At 56.4% G+C, this 18,242-nt stretch carries 16 protein-coding genes; 8 read left to right on the top strand and 8 right to left on the bottom strand.

Annotated elements, in window-relative coordinates:
* The first annotated feature begins 30 nt into the window (after window positions 1-30).
* Window positions 31-978: an acyl-CoA dehydrogenase family protein gene (locus tag KA369_17575; protein ID MBP7737797.1), complete on the top strand. Its 948-nt coding sequence runs from the start codon at window positions 31-33 to the stop codon at window positions 976-978.
* On the opposite strand, the gene KA369_17570 is transcribed toward KA369_17575, so the two are convergent.
* Window positions 975-1,346, bottom strand: coding sequence for a PilZ domain-containing protein (locus KA369_17570; GenBank protein ID MBP7737796.1), 372 nt, complete (start codon window positions 1,344-1,346; stop codon window positions 975-977). The two genes, KA369_17575 and KA369_17570, sit on opposite strands and share 4 nt — an antisense overlap.
* Window positions 1,347-1,555: 209 nt before the next feature.
* Between KA369_17570 and KA369_17565 the strand changes: the two genes are divergently transcribed.
* From KA369_17565 to KA369_17550, 4 genes are all read left to right on the top strand, one after another.
* Window positions 1,556-2,650: an HD-GYP domain-containing protein gene (locus KA369_17565; protein MBP7737795.1), complete on the top strand. Its 1,095-nt coding sequence runs from the start codon at window positions 1,556-1,558 to the stop codon at window positions 2,648-2,650.
* A gap of 93 nt (window positions 2,651-2,743) precedes the next feature.
* On the top strand, window positions 2,744-3,721 hold the full coding sequence (locus tag KA369_17560) for a PrsW family intramembrane metalloprotease (GenBank protein MBP7737794.1): 978 nt from the start codon (window positions 2,744-2,746) through the stop codon (window positions 3,719-3,721).
* Window positions 3,722-3,763: 42 nt separating this feature from the next.
* Window positions 3,764-4,114 (top strand): cytochrome c3 family protein, encoded by a 351-nt coding sequence (locus tag KA369_17555; GenBank protein MBP7737793.1) that lies wholly within the window; start codon window positions 3,764-3,766, stop codon window positions 4,112-4,114.
* Between the two features lie 59 nt (window positions 4,115-4,173).
* A complete protein-coding gene (locus tag KA369_17550) occupies window positions 4,174-6,228 on the top strand; it encodes a methyl-accepting chemotaxis protein (protein ID MBP7737792.1) in 2,055 nt (684 codons plus the stop codon).
* 12 nt (window positions 6,229-6,240) lie between these two features.
* Here the strand turns inward: KA369_17550 and KA369_17545 are convergent, their stop codons facing one another.
* Window positions 6,241-7,266: a hypothetical protein gene (locus KA369_17545; protein ID MBP7737791.1), complete on the bottom strand. Its 1,026-nt coding sequence runs from the start codon at window positions 7,264-7,266 to the stop codon at window positions 6,241-6,243.
* A gap of 280 nt (window positions 7,267-7,546) precedes the next feature.
* Between KA369_17545 and KA369_17540 the strand changes: the two genes are divergently transcribed.
* Window positions 7,547-9,190 carry a PAS domain S-box protein gene (locus KA369_17540; protein MBP7737790.1) on the top strand — a complete coding sequence of 548 codons (1,644 nt, stop codon included), beginning with the start codon at window positions 7,547-7,549 and terminating at the stop codon, window positions 9,188-9,190.
* 21 nt (window positions 9,191-9,211) lie between these two features.
* Here the strand turns inward: KA369_17540 and KA369_17535 are convergent, their stop codons facing one another.
* Genes KA369_17535 through KA369_17520 form a run of 4 tightly spaced genes read right to left on the bottom strand, consistent with a single transcriptional unit; the run spans window position 9,212 to window position 12,918 of the window.
* Window positions 9,212-10,369, bottom strand: coding sequence for a metallophosphoesterase (locus tag KA369_17535; GenBank protein MBP7737789.1), 1,158 nt, complete (start codon window positions 10,367-10,369; stop codon window positions 9,212-9,214).
* Window positions 10,356-11,753: an FAD-dependent oxidoreductase gene (locus KA369_17530; GenBank protein ID MBP7737788.1), complete on the bottom strand. Its 1,398-nt coding sequence runs from the start codon at window positions 11,751-11,753 to the stop codon at window positions 10,356-10,358. The genes KA369_17535 and KA369_17530 overlap by 14 nt, the downstream gene beginning before the upstream one ends.
* 27 nt (window positions 11,754-11,780) lie before the next feature.
* Window positions 11,781-12,698, bottom strand: coding sequence for a cation transporter (locus KA369_17525; protein MBP7737787.1), 918 nt, complete (start codon window positions 12,696-12,698; stop codon window positions 11,781-11,783).
* Window positions 12,699-12,738: 40 nt separating this feature from the next.
* Complete coding sequence (locus KA369_17520; protein MBP7737786.1) at window positions 12,739-12,918, bottom strand: hypothetical protein; 180 nt, start codon at window positions 12,916-12,918, stop codon at window positions 12,739-12,741.
* 386 nt (window positions 12,919-13,304) lie between these two features.
* Between KA369_17520 and KA369_17515 the strand changes: the two genes are divergently transcribed.
* The gene (locus KA369_17515) at window positions 13,305-14,519 is read left to right on the top strand and encodes an MFS transporter (protein MBP7737785.1); all 1,215 of its coding nucleotides are present in this window, start codon (window positions 13,305-13,307) and stop codon (window positions 14,517-14,519) included.
* A 109-nt stretch (window positions 14,520-14,628) separates the two neighbouring features.
* On the opposite strand, the gene KA369_17510 is transcribed toward KA369_17515, so the two are convergent.
* Window positions 14,629-15,033, bottom strand: a complete 405-nt coding sequence (locus KA369_17510; protein ID MBP7737784.1) for a protease inhibitor I42 family protein — start codon at window positions 15,031-15,033, stop codon at window positions 14,629-14,631.
* 52 nt (window positions 15,034-15,085) lie between these two features.
* Window positions 15,086-16,522: a hypothetical protein gene (locus KA369_17505; GenBank protein ID MBP7737783.1), complete on the bottom strand. Its 1,437-nt coding sequence runs from the start codon at window positions 16,520-16,522 to the stop codon at window positions 15,086-15,088.
* Between the two features lie 918 nt (window positions 16,523-17,440).
* On the opposite strand from KA369_17505, the gene KA369_17500 reads away from it, so the two are divergent.
* Window positions 17,441-17,941, top strand: a complete 501-nt coding sequence (locus tag KA369_17500; GenBank protein ID MBP7737782.1) for a GNAT family N-acetyltransferase — start codon at window positions 17,441-17,443, stop codon at window positions 17,939-17,941.
* The last annotated feature ends 301 nt before the right edge of the window (window positions 17,942-18,242 follow it).

The raw sequence follows: 18,242 nt of genomic DNA, 5'->3' as shown, positions 1-18,242 counted from the left end.
GACCAGTCTTTAGCGGGGGCTGATGCAATCATGAAAGAAAAGAAACCGACGATCACCATCCTCGACTGGCTTTTTTCGCGGCAGGGCGCGATAGATACCAGGCCTCTTGAAAGAGTGAGCGACTGGAAGAAAATCTACGATGACGCCGCGTCGGGATGGGATCTCCCGGTGGACCGGGCGGTCATCGGGGGCTTCCTGGCGGACCGCGCCGCCTACGCCTTCGCCGCGGGATACGAATCGGGACTCCGGCGTCTTGTCCCTTCCCTGCCGCAGAAAGCCATCGTCTCCTTCTGCGTCTCCGAGGAGAAAGGCGGGCACCCGTCGACGATACGATCGTCCCTCAGGGAGGCTGCATCGGGCGGAGGATGGACCCTGGACGGAAGCAAGAAATTCATCACCATGGCCGACGAGGCCGAGCTTCTCCTGGTGGCGGCCTCGACCGGCTCCGGCCCGGACGGGAAAAACCGGATCCGCATGGTCATGGTCGAACGAAACGCGCCGGGCGTCGAGGTCACGGTCATGAAGGGCCTTCCCTTTGTGCCGGAGATCAGCCACGGCACGATCGCCTTCAGCGGCGTCGCCGTGGACGAAGGCTCCGTCCTTCCGGGCGACGGGTACAACGGGTATATCCGGCCCTTCCGCACCATCGAGGACCTTCACGTGTTCGCGGCCATCGCCGGGTTCATCTTCCGCATCGCCTCCCTCCACGGCTGGCCCCGCGCCATCAGGGAGGAGACGGCGAGCCTTATCGCGGGAACGCGGGCCCTGGCCATGGAAGATACTTCCTCGCCGGCGGTGCACATCGCGCTGGGGGGGCTGCACCGGCAGATCACCGCGCTCCTGGGAAGCGTGTCAGGCTATTGGGACATGGTTGATGAACAAACAAGGGTCCGGTGGGAACGGGACCGGGGGCTTCTCTCCGTGGCGGAAACGGCCCGGGCCAAGCGCCTTGAAGCCGCGTGGTCGCGCCTGGGCTAGTCCCTGGCGGCGTCTTCTATCTTGAATTCCTGGAACTCCCTGACGATCTTCTCCTCGTCAAAGGCGTTGCGGGATACGATGTTCCTCAGGTGGATGAACGAATCCAGGTCGAGCTCGGTAAACTTGATGGCCGTGCCGGAGTCCGTTTTGCGCACCACCTTGCCGACGATATTCAGGGAGAGATTTGAGCTGGTTCCGTAGAGAAACAGCGAGATCTGGACGATTTCATCAACGGGGAGATTCATTTCAGCCTGGATCATCATCCCCCCCGTGCTGAGATCAAGGACATCTCCTTCAAGAACAGAATCCCCGTATTTGACAACAGACCGGACGTGAAAAGGCACCCTGATCGTATTCCTTTTTTCCATTATATTCACCTCCGATAATGTCGTTTGAAGGGAACGCCGTCGCACAACGTTATATTCAATATAAATATATAAAACATTTTCAAGAGGGATGTCAAATAAAAAATTCATTTTATGCCTGATATCGACGCTCCCGCGCCTCTCTTTTCGCTAAAAACCAAATTATCATTGAAATTAACGCTCTTATGCGGTAAAATGACATCATTGTGGCCATGGATCAACATACCATTAAAAACGAACAGGAACTCATACGGGAGATCGAGACTCTCCGCAAGGAGCGTGACAACCTGCTCGGCAGAATCAATAACAAGCGCCTTGAGACCGGCATCATCCAATCGGAGAACGATTACCGCCGGATCCTGGAACAGATCGATGACGGCTACTTTGAGGTCGACCTGAACGGCAACCATACCTTCTGCAACAAGGCGATGGAGCTCATAACCGGCTACACGCCGGAAGAGCTGATCGGCTCAAGCTATACGATCCTGATGGACGAGAAAACGGCGGAGCAGATATCGACGCACTTCGCCGCGGTGCACCGCCTTGAAGCGGAAAAGAAAACCGTCGTGTACGAGATCATCCGCAAGGACAAGACCGACCGCATCGTCGAGATATCGGTCAGCCTGATGCATTCCGCCGTGGGAAAAAATGTCGGCCTGCGCGGCATCATGCGCGACATCACCGAGCGGCTGCGCGACATAGACCTGCAGGAAAGCTTCAACACGATGCGCAAGGCCCTGGGCCAGACGGTGCAGGCCCTGGCCCTGGCCCTGGAGGTGCGGGACCCCTACACGGCGGGACACCACCGCCGCGTGTCGGACCTGGCCCGGGCCATCGCCTCCCTCATGGGATTCACGCGGGACCGCATCGACGGGATCCGCATCGCCGGGTCCATACATGACATCGGCAAGATCTCGATTCCCGCGGAGATATTGAGCAAGCCGGCGGCGCTCACCGAGATCGAATACAAGCTGATCAAAACGCACCCCCAGATGGGATACGATATCCTGAAAAACATCGATTTCCCCTGGCCGGTCGCCATGGCCGTGTACCAGCACCACGAGCGCATTAACGGGTCCGGCTATCCCTGCGGACTGACTGATAAAAACATCATCCTCGAAGCGAAGATCCTCTCCGTTGCCGACGTGGTCGAGGCCATGTCATCCTACCGGCCCTACCGGCGGGCCATCGGCACGGAAACGGCCATCGACGAGATCAGGAAGAACAGCGGCGTCCTCTATGACGGGAACGTGGTGGAAGCCTGCTGCGTTCTCTTCAATGAAAAAGGCTACCTTTTCAAGGACTGACAGTCGTTACGTTTCGCCTATAATACTTGACTTTTCGCCACACCATAGCAGAATGTCAATGCTGAAAATGAATGACGCTAAAAGGAAAGCCCCATGGACCTACTGCTTCTCGTCATTACCGCCATTCTGCCGCCACTCGCCTTCATGTTGTACATCTACCGCCTTGACAGGATCGAGCCGGAACCGTACGGTCTGATCCTGAAGGCCCTGGCGCTGGGCGCCGCCGCCGTCATCCCCGCGGCCCTGATCGAGCTCTCCCTCGGGATGATCCCTATCTTCGCCCTGGGCGGCTTCGCGGGAGCCGCGCTGAAGTCCTTCATCGTCATCGCTCCGGTCGAGGAAGCCCTCAAGCTCGCCGTGGTGCTCCTCTTCATCTGGAAAAACATGAATTTCAACGAGGAGAACGACGGGATCGTATATACCGGCGCGGCGGCCATCGGTTTCGCCCTGCTGGAAAACATCCTCTACGTCGTCCAGAGCGGGTTCGGCACCGGCATCATGCGCGCCGTGACGTCAATCCCCCTCCACACCTTCACCGGCGTGATCATGGGCTACTTCGTGGGCATCGCCAGGTTCGCCCCGACGGCTGGAGCACGAACCGGCGCCATCCGGAAGGGCTTTATCACGGCCTACCTGATCCATGCAGTGTACGACACCTTCGTGCTGTCGGCCACGGCCGCGGCCCTGCTGATCATTCCGCTGGTCATCGCCCTTTTCGTGTTCGGCGTCATCTATCTCAGGAAGGGAGCGGCCCTGTCCGCGCGGAGGTGGTACGCAACGCCCCGGGCGGAGGAATCGGCGCCAAGCACCGCCCCGATTCCTCCGGCGGCGCCGGCGGCACGGCAGGGAAGCGGCGTATATAAAATAGTGGTTTCGCGGATACTGTTCTCTCTCTGCGCCGGCTTCTGGGCGCTCCTGGCCATCGCCATGACAGAGAAATCCGTGGGAACAGAGGGTGGGATCACTGATATTATCGCCGGAGGCATCATCCTGACCATCGTACCGGCGGTCATCGCCATCATCCTGGAGATATCCTACCGCAGGCATGACAAGGCGGCGGTCGCCGCCTAGGAAGACACTCCAAGGCATCATTCAGACCAGAGGCGCAATGACATGACACAGATCACAAAACAAAAAAGAGTCCTTTTAATAACGGCGGTGCTGATCCCGCTCCTCGCGGGAGCGCTCTTTTCAGTCGAGGACGTCATCGTCCTTCCCAAAACCGGCCACCGCAAGCCTCCCATCACCTTCAGCCACAGGGCCCACGCGGACGATTACGGCACCGCGTGCAAGGACTGCCACCACACCGGGAAAAACGTCAAGTGCTCGAGCTGCCACCTGCGACGCGACAAAGGGAACATCATCAATCTGAAGGGAGCCTTTCACCAGCAATGCCTGGGCTGTCACCGGAAGACCTCGGGGCCCAAGGGGTGCGGCAGGTGCCACCACGCAGTACGGCGGTGACTGATTGAACAGGGACGCCGCCCCGTGAAACGGCGCGGCGGAAAATCAAGAGGTAGGCTATGAACAGCATTAAAGAATATCTGGACATCGACATACAGGCCGCCTTCGGCAAAAAACGAAATGTCATGCTCGTCATGATCATATCGGTGCTGGCGCTGCTCATCGTATTCATGGTGATCAATTTCATCTTCAGCGGAAGGGTCATCGCCGGCATCGTCCAGCGAAACTACATGAAAACGGCGACCAAGCAGTTCGAACACATCGAGTACTGGATGGAGCGGAGGGTGGAAAATATCGAGCATATCGCGCAGTCGCAGCAGGTCATCGCGGCCGCGGCGACGGGCCGGCAAGACACCGCCGCCGCCTACCTGCGCACGGTCATCGATGAACAGGGAGCGTACAACGGCATTGCCATCATCACCGGTCAGGGCGCCGTCTCCTATGCCAGCGCGCCGCAGTGGGGCCGGACGGCAAAGGGCCTCTTCAAGGAGATCAGCGACACAGATGACATCTACATCGGTAAAAAAATCGTCGAGATAGACGGGAAAAACAGGTCCAACACCCAGCCGGTGAGCTATCCCATATACGCAATGCCGGGTGAGAAGGGACGCATAACCGGTTACATCGTCGTTTTCATCAACCTGATGATCATCGAGGACTCCCTTGACATGCTCGACCTTGGCGAGGGAAGCCACGCCTACCTGATCGACAAGAACGGGCGCGTCGTGAGCTCCACCGGCGGGTTCGAGTACAAGAACACGGCGAAGGGATTCCGCCTCATCGACGGCTCCGGGAAACTGGTGCCCTCGGTCGCGCAATGCCTCAAGACCGCCCGCCACGGCAGCGATCATTACACCGGCCACCTGGGCAACTCGGTCATCGCCGTGTGGAAATGGTACAGCTATTTCGAATGGGTCTTCCTCATTGAAGTGGACCGGGGCGAGGCCCTCTCGTCGGTCAAGACCATGGCGGCCTTCTACCTGCTCTCGGGCATCATCTTCACCGTGGCGGTCCTCTTCGTGGCGATACGAAACTTCAGCAGGATCATGAAGCCGATCAACAGGATCATCGACGCCATCAGGGTCATGTCCACCGGGGACCTCCGGGTCCGGGCCGGTCTCCATTCCCAAAGCGAGGTGAGCGACATCGGCGAGAGCCTGGACCAGTTCCTGAACAACATGTCCTATATCGTGAAAAACGTGAAGGAGATCTCCATAACCCTGGCCACCGAGTCCGAGCAGATGTCGGCCTCCTCGGGACAGTTCACGGAGAACGTGCAGCGCCAGGCCGCGTCCGCCGAGGAGATCATGTCCACCGTGGAGGAGCTCTCCTCCGGCCTCGAGAACGTGAGCGACGGCGCCAACGACCAGTTCGCCAGCCTCAACACCCTGGGAGGCATGATGAAGGAGCTCTCCGACTCGATCAACGGCATGGGCGCGCGGATCAAGGACGCCCTGAACCTGACGGCCCAGATATCGGCCAAGGCGCAGACCGGGAGCCAGTCCCTCGCGGTAATGAACCAGAGCATGTCGACCATCGACGCGCGCACGCGGGAGATGACGAACATCATCGAGATCATCAACGGCATCTCCGAGCAGGTCAACCTTCTCTCCCTGAACGCCGCCATCGAGGCGGCCCGCGCCGGGGACGCCGGCCGGGGCTTCGCCGTGGTGGCCGACGAGATATCGAAGCTGGCCGACCAGACCGCGACCAGCCTGAAGGATATCGACACCCTGATCCGCGTCAACAACGACGAGATCGGGGCCGGCCTCGCCAACGTGACCTCGACCGTCAAGGTCATCAGCGACATCATCGAGGGCGTCGAAACCATCAGCCGCATGATGAACCTGATCTACGAGAACATGGAGCACCAGCTCACCACCAACGATACCGTGAACGCCGAGGCGGGCAAGGTGCAGACAAGGGCAAGCGAGATCCGTGGCGCGTCGGAAGAGCAGAAGATCGCGGCGGAGGAGATCGTGAAATCCGTGTCCTATATCAACGAGCTGTCGCAGAGGAACGCAGCCACCTCGGAGGAGATGACCGCCAGCACCCAGGAGCTCGCGAAGATCGCCGGGAGCCTTTCCGATCGGGTCGATTACTTCAAGGTGTGACGCAGCAAGCCGCTACCGAATGCCGATGACCACCGTGTCCCAGAGGTCCCGCGGCCCCTGGCCGATGCGCCAGAACGCCACGGACGGTATCTGGTACTCTTTATAGAGCTTGAGCTTCGCGTGTATTGAGGAGATGTCCTCGTAAAACACCCTGACCCTGACCTGCTCGGTGTATTCAAAGGAAGGGCCCCTGTCCGGGCAGCTATTCAGCGCTTCTCTCGACTGCTTCGACAGCTCCACGGCCTGGTTATAGGTCACCGCGCGGTTTATCTTCTTTCCCTGCCAGACCCTGCCGTAGAGGGGAATTCCCATGACGAGCTTCTCCCGGGGGATGAAGATCGTGGCATTGCCGGCGGCGGTATCGCACCAGGAGAGGGACGATATGGGACCGGCCTGGCTCGTTTCCCAGTGCTGGTCATAGGCCATGATGAAGACCTTGTCCACCACGTCCGCTATGGCCGCGTAATCATAGGCGCTCCGGACGCTCCAGTTCATACGCACCGGCACGGCGGCGCTCAGGGTCTTCCCCGGCATGCGCTTCTTCAGATCTGAGAGAAAATCCACGTAGGCCCGCCCGTCCTCGGGATAGAGCGACTCGAAATCGATCTGTATGCCGGCGAAGCGCTCCGACGCGGCCGCGATATCGCCGATAAGGGCCTCCCGGGCCCTGCCGTTCCTGTCGAGGCAGCCGTGGAGGAGTGCGGGGCTGGCGAGATTGAACACGACCAGATGTATTCTCGGCGCCGAAGCGCTAAAGGAAAGCGCCGGCGGCGCCGTGGAACCGCGCAACCGGCCGTCCCTGGTAACGGAGCATCCGAAATAGAGAATATCGGTGAGAGTCTCCCGGCCCGTTATCTTGCTCTCTTCGCCCTTCATCAGGTAGGCCCAGACCTCCTGGAACCGGCAGGGTCTTGGGTACCGCTGTTTTACATCCGCTTTAACATCGTGCCGGGGCTGAACCGAGCAGCTGAAGACCACGGCGCTCAGGATAAGTATGGCGGCCGGTTTTATGACATTGTGAATTATTCTGTTCATCATTTTTATACACCGCTGATATAATAGTCGGTCATATGGTTATGGATCAATAAAAAAAATCAATGGCTGATACATATTTGCATTTGTTCCATTATCAGACATATACAAAAATACCTGCGCCGGTTCAAATATTTTTTGCTCCGGCAAAACACCAGGATCGATACTTTTAAAACGTTGGACAACCACAGTTCAAATAGTATTGACATATTACCTTAAATCACTATAGTTGTATGCTGTACCAGCGGCCTTTGCGTCACATCCATGCACCAAGGAACGGCCCTGAATGGATTATGAACAGCAATCAAAACAGGCACTGATAGACTTCATCCGAAAGATGGAAGCCCACATGGCAGAGGCGCGCAAGAGCCTGGACCGCATGGGTCTCTATTCCTCCATCGTCGAAGAAGCGGCTGAATCGATCGCGGTCGCCGACCTGAACGGCAACTATATCTTCTTCAACAAAAGCTACGAAAAGCTCCGGGGATGCACCCGGGAAGAGCTCATCAACAAGAAATTCAAGGATGTCTACTCCGACGAGGAGAAAAGGAAGCGGCAGAAGGCCTTCGAAGAGGTCATGAAGCGGGGTTACTGGAAGGGCGAGCTCCTCTACCAGCGGAAGGACGGCTCCTATGTTCCCACCTCCTGCACCACCGTGCTTTTGAAAGACAAGGCCGGACGTCCCATAGCCACCATCGGCCTGATGACCGACATCACCGACCTCAAGAACGCGGAAATGAAAATGAAGGAAGCCCGGGACGAAGCGGAGCGGGCCAACAGGCTGAAGAGCTACTTCCTGGCGACCATGAGCCATGAGATCAGGACGCCCATCAACGCGATGCTCGGCTTCACGGAAATGCTCATGGACGAGGAAACCAGCGAAGAAAAGAGGTCGCGCCTTGAGCTGGTGTACCAGTCGGGGAAGATGCTGCTGGACCTCGTCAATGACATACTGGACCTCTCCAAGATAGAGGCGGGCAAGTACGAGATCGTGACCGGGCCCTTCTCCATGGCGGAGACCCTGCTCTCCGTACAGGCCCTGTTCGAGTCATCGGCCCGCGACAAGGGCCTCGCCTTCACCGTGGAAACGGCCGGCGCCCTACCCCCCCTGGTCATGGGCGACCAGAAGCGCATGCGCCAGATCATACTCAACATGACCAGCAACGCCTTCAAGTTCACCGAGAAGGGTTCGGTCCGCATCGGCTGCGACTACCGCGACGGGACCGCGACGATACGCGTCGAGGACACCGGCATCGGCATAGAAAAGGAAAGCCAGGAGATCATCTTCTCGGAGTTCTCCCAGGCGGACGAGACCGTGTCAGGCAGGTACGGCGGCACCGGCCTCGGCCTCGCCATATGTAAAAAGCTCCTTTCGCTCATGAACGGCTCCATCTCGGTGGAGAGCGAACCGGGCCGCGGCTCCGTCTTCACCGTGACCATAGCCCTGCCCCCGGCCGGGAAAGCCGAATCCAAGGGCCGCGACGGCGCCACGGCGGCGGGGAGCGCCGGTCCCGATCCGGACAAGGTGCTGCGGAAGCGGATCGCGGCGGGCAATCCGCCGACCATTCTCGTTTCGGAAGACGACCCGATCAACCGGAAGTTCATCGAGGCCTCTCTGGCCAAGATCGGCCTGTCCTGCGATCTCGCCGTGGACGGCGGCGAAACCATCGACAAGATGAGGCGCAAGCCCTACGACATAGTGTTCCTCGACATACAGATGCCGGTGCTGAGCGGCGAGGAGGTGCTGGCGGCGCTGCGGAAGGAGGGACGCCTCGACGGCTCTTTCATCATAGCCCAGACCGCCTATGCCATGGAGGAGGACGAGAAGAGGTTTCTCTCCCTGGGCTGCAGCTCCTACATCGCCAAGCCCATTGACCGGCACAAGCTGAAGGCGAAGATCGCGGAGGCGATCATGAGGATGGATTCCTAAGGCGCGGTCACGTGACCGCGCCTACTTATTAAACCGCACCTGGATGTGCACCACCTCGGGCCTCATCCCCACCCGCACCGGAGGGCCCCAGGTGCCGTAGCCGCACGACACGTACACGGCGGCGCTTCCCACCTGCCTGAACCCGCGGCTCACCTCGTAGATAAGGCCGGTGATGTAATTGAAGGGCCAGAGCTGGCCGTGATGGGTGTGGCCCGAGACCTGCAGGTCGACGCCGTGCTCCGCCGCCTCGGATAGATGGTAGGGCTGGTGGTCCATCATGATGACGGGCCTGGTCCGGTCCACATCCTTCATGACGGCTGCCAGGGGGAGCCGGCGCAGGCCGGTGAACTGAGCGCTGCTCCGGTCCTCGCGCCCCACCAGGTAAAACCTGTTATCGATCAGGACGGCCCGGTCCCTGAGCACGGTTACCCCGTGGCGGGAGAGGTACTGGCTCGCCGACTCCACGCCGCCGATGTACTCGTGGTTCCCCGTGACGGCAAAGACGCCGTAGCGCGACCTGATGGCGCAGAGGAGCTCGCCCAGGTTGTTCTGGATCACCGGGGCCAGGTCCTCGTCGACGATATCTCCGGCCAGAAGCACGATGTCCGGTCGCAGCGCGTTGACCATGTCCACCATCTGCTGCAGGCGCGAATTCTTGATGATGGTCCCCAGGTGTATGTCCGTCACCAGGGCTATGTCCAGGGCCTTAAGGCCGCCGGCGCCCTTGGGGACCTCCACCACCACCGTGTTGACGCGCGGGTTAAGGGTGTTGAAATATCCGGCCACCACGACGGCCGCCGCCGTCACGGCAACGACCACCGCCGCTATCTGCCTGATTCTCGCGTATAAATCCGAAGGAACCGCCACAGCGCCGGCGACCCAGTTGACGAGGCGAAGGATATCGCAGAGGATCACTCCGAAGAACAGGTAGACCATCATCCCGAGCCAGAAGGAGCCGATCCAGATCAGGTAATTGCTGGCGGCGCAGATGGAAACGCGCTCCAGCACGCGGCCGCCGATATAGGACAGGGCGAGGACGAGAAATATCACCAGGTACGGTATCCGCACGATCCATTCTTTCGGGAGGGTCTGCCATCCCCTGATGAAAATGTAAAAATTCACCGCGCCGTAGAGCGTAAAAAAAACAGTCAGGAATATGATGAAATTAATGAGCTTCATACCCGCTTAGTATCCTCCCGATGAGCACTCCGTTGATGCTCGATTGCACGAGGCCCCTGGTAATGCCGGCGCCGTCGCCCCCGGCGTACAGCCCCCGGTACCGGGTCTGGAACCTCTCGTCGACCCCGATGATGTTCGAATAGAACTTCACCTCCACCCCGTACAGGAGCGTCTCGTCGCTCGACAGGCCGGGGAAGATATTGTCCAGTGCGGCTATCATCTCCTTTATGTCCAGCATAATTCGGTAGGGGAAGACCAGGCAGAGGTCCCCGGGCACCGCGTCCCGGAGGGTGGGCCGCAGGCTGTTCCGGCCGAGGCGGTCGGCCGTGGTGCGCCGGCCGCGCAAAAAGTCGCCGAAGCGCTGCACGATGACCTTGTTGCCCGAAAGCATGTTTGCCAGGCGGGCGATGTATTTCCCGTACTCGATCGGCTCCTTGAAGGGATCGGTGAAGTAGTTGGACACCAGGATGGCAAAATTGGTGTTCTCGGTCTTGAGGCGGTCGTCCCGGTAGCTGTGGCCGTTCACCACGGCGAGATCGTCATGGTAGTACTCGGTCGCCACGATGCCGGCGGGATTGTGGCAGAAGGTGCGGACCCGGTCGTCGAAGGTCGGCGTGTAGTATATGAGCTTGCTCTCGTAGATGTGCTCGTTCACCTCCTTCATGATCTCGTTGCGCACTTCGACGCGGACGCCGATGTCGACCCCTCCGATCTTCGTGTCGATGCCGTACTTCACGCAGATCGACCGGAGCCACTCCGCGCCCTGGCGTCCCACGGCGAGGACCACGGCGCCGGCGCGGAACTCCTCGCCGCCGGCCCTCACGCCCGCTATTGTCTCCCCCTCGATGACGAGGTCCGTGACGGCCGTGTCGAACCTGATCTCGATACCGCCGTCGAGGAGCTCCTTCTGGATCTGCGTGTAGATCCGGTAGCTCCCCTCGGTGCCCATGTGGCGCACCGGCGATTCCACGAGCTTCAGGTTGCTCCGTATAACCTTCTGGCGGAGCCGCTCCATGGCCGCCTCGTCGAGGTTCACGCCGTAGAGGGTCCGGTCGGCGCCATAGGAGAGGTAGATGTCGTCGATGTAGCGGATGAGCTCCGCGAGCCGCTCCTCCGGCAGGTACTGGTTCAGGATGCCGCCGATCTCCGGCGAGAGCATCAGCTTCCCGTCGCTGAAGGCGCCCGCGCCGGAAAAGCCGGTCGTAATGTTGCAGGGCCGGCAGTTATGGCACCGGCCGGTCTCCCGCATGGGGCACGACCTGTTTTCGATGCGTCGTCCCTTTTCCAGGATGAGGATGCTCTTTCCCGGGCTGCGCTTCCTGAATTCCATGGCGGTGAATATTCCCGCCGGCCCGGCGCCGACTATGATGCAGTCGTAGGTCACTTATGCTCCTTGTGGCGTCTCAGTATCTCAATAATTATCCTTTTCCCTGAGCCCCCAGCACTCATTCTTCTCAAAATTCCCCAGAGGCTCCATATGGATGACTATATCATACAGGCTCTGGATGGATTCGCGTATCCTGTTTTCGAGAACTTTAATCCTCTCATGGGCTTCGCTGACGCTGGAATCGCCGTCAACCTCGACATCCATGTCAACCACGTGATGAAAGCCGATTTTCCTGATCCGTATCCGGTGAGGATTGCTGACCCCGTCGGTCGTCTTCACCGCTTCGATTATTTTATTGTATAGCTCCATGTTAACTTCGCCTTCCATCATCTCCGTGATGGTGCTTTTAAAAATACGGATGGCGGTATACATGATCCATATGCTGATGAGTATGGCGACGATCCTGTCAATGATCGCCAGATCATAGAGAAAAACGAAGGCCAGGCCCACAAGGACGCCGGCCGAAATGATGATGTCATTAAGCATGTTCCTGCCGTTCGCCAGTATCAAAGGGCTGCCGGCTCTTCTTCCCAGGACATACTGGCTCAGCGAAAGCATGGATTTTCCCAGAATTGATGCAATGGTGACGTAGATGGCTGTTTTCCCGGGCATCCCGATCTGATCATGGCTTAAAAGCTTTTCGACGGTCGACAGGCCGAGCTGTCCGCCCACGAAGAATATGATAAAAGCCAGTATTGAAGTCCCGATGGTTTCCGCCCTGAAATGTCCGTAGGGATGTTCCCTGTCAGGCGGATGCATAATGATAATCGATACAACCAGCGTGATGATCGAGATGATCACATCCGTGATGCTGTCAAGTCCGTCGCCAAGGACCGAAAGGCTACCCGAGATTATACCGACAATGATTTTCGAGACTGCCAGCAACGCGTTTCCCGCTATGCTTATTATTGACGCGGTTTTTATGATGTTATTTCTATCCATGGGATTATCGTCCAGGAAACACGGGCGGTTCGACTCCCCTTCAGTCGTCGCTCAGTTTTTTCCTGACATCTTCGGCCTCTGCCAGGGCATTCCGGGCAATTTTTACGATTTTGGTATCGCCGCTCTGCTCGATTATGTCCTCCAGGGCGCGGACAAGCTTTTTGTTCTGCAAGTCGAAAATCTGAAGCTCCAGTTCTGAACCGTCTCTTCCAAATGCCATGGCTGGTGTCCTTCCCTGTTTTATCTTTATCCATGACCGGGGCGTTTCTTGCGTGGCGCCTCGTCTTCAGCATGCCACGTTAACACACTTTGATAATTAGTACAACTAAATAACGATTAATCTGCAAATACCCCGCGGTAAGCTGCGGGGTATTTTGTCGCATAATGTTTTGCGATCAAGCGCTTTTTCATGCATATGCAAGCCCTTTGATGAAAAACATCATACTATATACGATTTATCTTTGACAAATGCCATCGCCTGTGGTACCCTACATCCGCTTTCCATTGCTTTTTTTTAATCAGACTTATCAGTACATTTTTTATTTTCACCTGCACGTTGTTCAGTGCGGAGATATTCCTATTTCATTACCCCTTTCTGGAGGTTTCATGAACACAACACAATCCGGTCCAGCCTCGCCGTACCGATGGGTCGTTCTCTTCCTCTTCATGCTCCCGGCCATAGCGACCCAGATCCAGTGGATCACCTTCGCCCCCATCGCCAAGGACACGGCCGCGATCTTTACCGGCGGCGACGCCGACGCCATCGATCTCATGGCCGTGGTCTTCATGCTCGCCTATATCCCGGTCTCTTTCCCGGCCTCCTGGTGCATCGACCGTTTCGGCCTGAAGCGCGGCACCGGCATAGGCGTCGTCATCCTGGGCCTCTCCGGGTTCCTCAGGATCTTCGCCCCGGACTACACCTGGCTCCTGGTGTTCCAGATCGGCTGCGCCATCGGCCAGCCCTTCGTGCTCAATTCCTTCACCAAGGTGGCGGCTAACTGGTTCCCCCAGGAGGAGGAAGCCCTCGCCTCGGGACTCGCCACCATGTCGCTCTTCCTGGGCCTGACAGCGGCGATGTTCGCCGGCGATTTTATCATGGATCACTTCAAGCACGCCGGCGACCCCAGGGGCGGCATCACCCTTATCCTTTACATCTACGGCATATTCTCCCTGGCCGGCATGGTCCTCTACCTGATCTTCGTCAGGGACAAGCCGAAGACGCCGCCCAATCCGATCGCGGCGGAACGGAAGGTCTCGATGATGTCCGGCATGAAAGCCCTCCTGAAAAACAGGGACTTTCTCCTTCTCTTCGGCGCCTTTTTCATCGGGCTCGGCGCCTTCAACGCCATATCGTCAAAGATAGACACCATCTTCAACCGGCCCCTTGATATCGACCCGTCCGTGGCGCCGGGCATCGTGGGAGGACTGATCATCGTCGGCGGCATCTTCGGCGCCGTCATTCTTTCGGCCCTTTCCGACAAGTACCGCAAGAGGAGGCTCTTCCTCATGATGACCATGGCGACTGCGATCCCCCTGGTCATACTGCTCCAGTATCTCTCCTCCATCGTCATCCTCGGGATCGCGGGATTCATTTTCGGGTTCTTCCTGGTGTCGGCCCTTCCCATCGGCCTCACCTATGCGGTGGAAAAAACGCACCCCGTTCCGGAGGCGACGTCCAACGGCGTCCTGATGCTGAGCGGCCAGATCAGCGGCATCCTTTTTACGCTTCTCTTCAACATGTGGGCACTCACCGTTCTTTTCGGCGCGGGGCTCCTCTGCACGATACTCATGAAGGAGATTCCGCGGGAGAGGGAGAATTGATCGTGCCCGGACCCGGCGGTCCGGACGCGGGAGATCGCTATCGGCGGGCTTGAATAAATTCCGAAACAGAAACGAAAAGGCGACGGTAATAACCGCCGCCTTTTTTATTCTATTTCACGTTGACCGTGACCCTGAAATCCCTGAGGGGCTTTGCGTCTTTTTTCCATCCCTCCGCGTACTGAAGCGTGAGCTCCGATTCTCCCTTCTCGCCTGCCTTGAACTTGAAGCTCTGGAGCTCGGGACCGCCGGGCTTCTCTCCCCCGCCCGATACCTGTTCCGGCTCGCCCTTCTGCGCGAGGTTCGTTCCGGCGGAAAGGACCTTCCAGCCGAAGCCGGTGCCGAGCTGCGCGGGCAGCCTCACCTCAAGGATCTCGCCGCTCTTGATATCGATGGCGGCGCCGTTATCCGCCTCGGTCACCGTGACCGCCGGCTTCACCGAGCAGGAACACATCATAGCGGCCGAGACGATCATCGCCAGCATCAGGGTTTTATTAAAAACTGCCGTGCCGATCATACAACCTCCCATGCAATCGGTAATCATAATTTCATCTCATCCCAGCACACTGCTAATCCATGCTGCTCACCACGACCCACGCAGCGCCGTAGCCTATGTTATTGCACCCGTACTTGATCCACACATACCCGTTGTCGCCCCACTGGGGCCCCCATGAATTCTTCACCAGGTAGGCGCCCTTGTTGTCGTCCCAGCCGACTATGGTGATGGCGTGGTTGATGTCGCGCTCGCCGCTGCAGTCCGCGAACTCGTCGAAGATGCCGCTCCTGTAGGCCTGGAAGGCCGGGGTCACCTTGACGCAGGCGGCGATGGGCCCGTACTTGCACAGGGCCTCCTTCATTTCCCTGACCTCGGGTATGCCGGCGTTGGGCTTGACGTAGCCCCACGCCACGATCCTGTACTTCGCCGTGCTGGTGGCCTTGCAGGACGCCTCCTTGTACTGGTAGGGCGCGTGGCTCTCCAGGTCCGCGCTGTTGGTCTTGTAATATTCGAACACCGGCCCGTACCATCCGCCCTGGCATGACCCGGCTTTGCTCTTGATGTTCACCACCTGGCCGCCGCGGTACACCGGCTGCACCGCCTCGGCGCAGTCGAGGATGCTCTGCTCGGAAATATCGAGGTTCCAGTTCCTCCTGATCATGAAATTGGCCTCCAGGACTGCCGCCGAGGTGAAGGCCCAGCAGCTGCCGCAGACTCCCTGGTACTTGATCGGCGTCACCTTGCCGCGGCTGACCCAGGTGAAGGAGGCTGCGCTCGGGGAGGGGGGATTCTGGATGTCCGTTTCTATCTCGTCTTTCTTCTCCCGGCGCTTCTCCTCATCCCGCTTCTCCTGTTCCCGTTTCTGCTGTTCACGGTAGCTGTATTCTTCCTCGTCCTTCTTTTTCTTTTCTTCTTCCAGTCTCCGCGCTTCTTCTCTCTTCCTGTCCTCGTCCTTTCTCTTATCTTCCTCTATTCTTCTCTGCTCATCGCGCTGCCGCCGCTCCCTCTCCAGCCGCTCCTTTTCCTCATCGCGCTTTTTCTTCTGGTATGTCTCCCGGTCACGGTCGCGGCCGCCTTTTTTCCCCTCGAGGTACTCGCGGTATTTTCTCATGAACTCGTTCCACATCTGGTCGCCCATGTTCGACTGCACTTTCGCTTCCTTGTCGATGTTCTTCGGGACCTGGGCGCCGGTGATCTGGGCGATCTTGTACTTCATCATTTCATTGATCGAAACCACGAAGCTCATGTTCTTTTCTTTTATCTTCTTCTGGACATCGGCCAGCATCTGCTTCATTTCCTCGGGTCCGCGGACGAGATTCTCCTTCTTCTCGTTGAACTTCTTGAATATCTCGCCCTTCTTTTTCTGCATGTTGGACTGCGCCATCAGCTGATTGGAGGATATGCCTGCCACGCTCCCGATCCATGTCGTGTCGCCCAGGAGCAGAGTCAGCGCCAGCGCCATTGCCGTAATGACCTTACACCCATACCCGTTGGCAGCGTTACGCTTCATAGTCGTTCCCCTTACAAATAATTTATTTTCAGCGCAGCCGGGATCTCCTCCCGGCGAACCTGTTGTTTCCCGCATCAGAGGCCCTGTTCCATCATTCTTGACCGCACCGGCTCCGCGCAGAAAGCCATCGAAACGAAATGTCCGATACATCTTTATCATATAAAATAAGCTGCGGGCAAACATTTTTTTCAAAAAAACCATTTTTTGACACGGACTATAACCGCCTCTTTGCCATGTCTTACTTTGACAGGATCGGCGGAGAAAAAGTTTTCATTTTTTATTAATTAATGTACAGATGGAGGGTTTTAGTCATAAAATGTCTTGAGATTATAAAAGGTGCCCTTTCATAAAACCTTATGAGAAAGAATTGATTTTCATTCTAATCATCACGGATTCTACCTTTAAATTTTTCCATTTTCCGTTCAATCGTCCCAATAGGCGGGAATGCGCCCTGGTCCAGGGCATGGTTTTTTTTAAAAGGGAAGAGGGTGATTCACTGAGCAAACAGGATGTTTGCCTGCCGCCGCCGGCAGGATGCCGAAAAAGCGACGACCTTCCCCTTTCGATCCCCATCACCCCGGTCGCTCAGGCGGCGCGACGGCCTTGGCGATTAACTCGGCTGCATTCGCTCCGTTCGGTGCAGCCTCAGACAACAATCGCCTATTGGTGTCCACCCTGCGGGCGGACGTTTTGAAGGCCTGGCTGCATATGAATGAATTGGCATGTTAGGTGAATTTTTCTTGACGACCCTTTTGTAAGGAATTAATTGAGATTCTATACAAATAACTTCCGGGGGGAAGTGGATATTCCCTATATATGATTTATTCACATACTTCTTTGAAATAGTATTGTAGATGTATTTCATTTGTTGATAATTGTTCGCCATACCAAATATAATAAAATATTTTGATAATTAATATGAGATTAAACTTAGAAAGGGCCAATTTTATAGATGCAAATGAATTAACAAATATCTGTTTTAATTCTTTTAATCAAGAAATGATTTTATATAAAGATGGCAAGCATGGAGGGCCACAACATTATGATGATCCTAATTGGCATATTTATTCAATGAAAGAAGGTGTTTATCACAAAATATTATTAGATAATAAACTTGTAGGTGCAATAATAATAGCTTTACGCGGTAGAATTAAAAACAATACGTTATATCATTGGGAATTAGTGCAAGTGTATATTGATAATGAATATAAACATAAAGGAATTGGTACATTTGCAATTAAGCAAATCGAAAAATGGTTTCCTGAAATGTATAAGTTAACTACTTGTACTCCTTCGTTTTCAGTTAATAATATTGAATTTTATAAAAAATTAGGCTTCAATGAAATAGATAAAATATATTGTCATGAAGAAGATATTGAAATAATTTTATTTGAAAAATTATATAAGAATAGTATATAAATATTTGGCACGGCGCCCAACAAACCATAACCGCTCCGCTCCTCGCTCTCTTAGGCTCGCTGCGGTCGCTCGGCTTCGTGCTTGGCCGCCTCCGTCGGTGCCGATTCGGGGATAATCCTGAATCATTATTAGAAATATATCTACCGGTGAATACATGAACATCAATAAAGATGAGGATAGTGTCAATAATCTTTCGCTTTTTTCTTTTTCCTCTAACTGACGTTACTTCCTATGCTATATCAATAAGCAAATCTTTGAGATGATCCATATTCAGATACCTTTTTGCTCCCCACGATGAAGA

Source organism: Spirochaetota bacterium (assembly GCA_017999915.1).
Lineage (GTDB): Bacteria > Spirochaetota > UBA4802 > UBA4802 > UBA5550 > RBG-16-49-21.
This window is presented reverse-complemented; position numbering and strand designations above follow the sequence as displayed.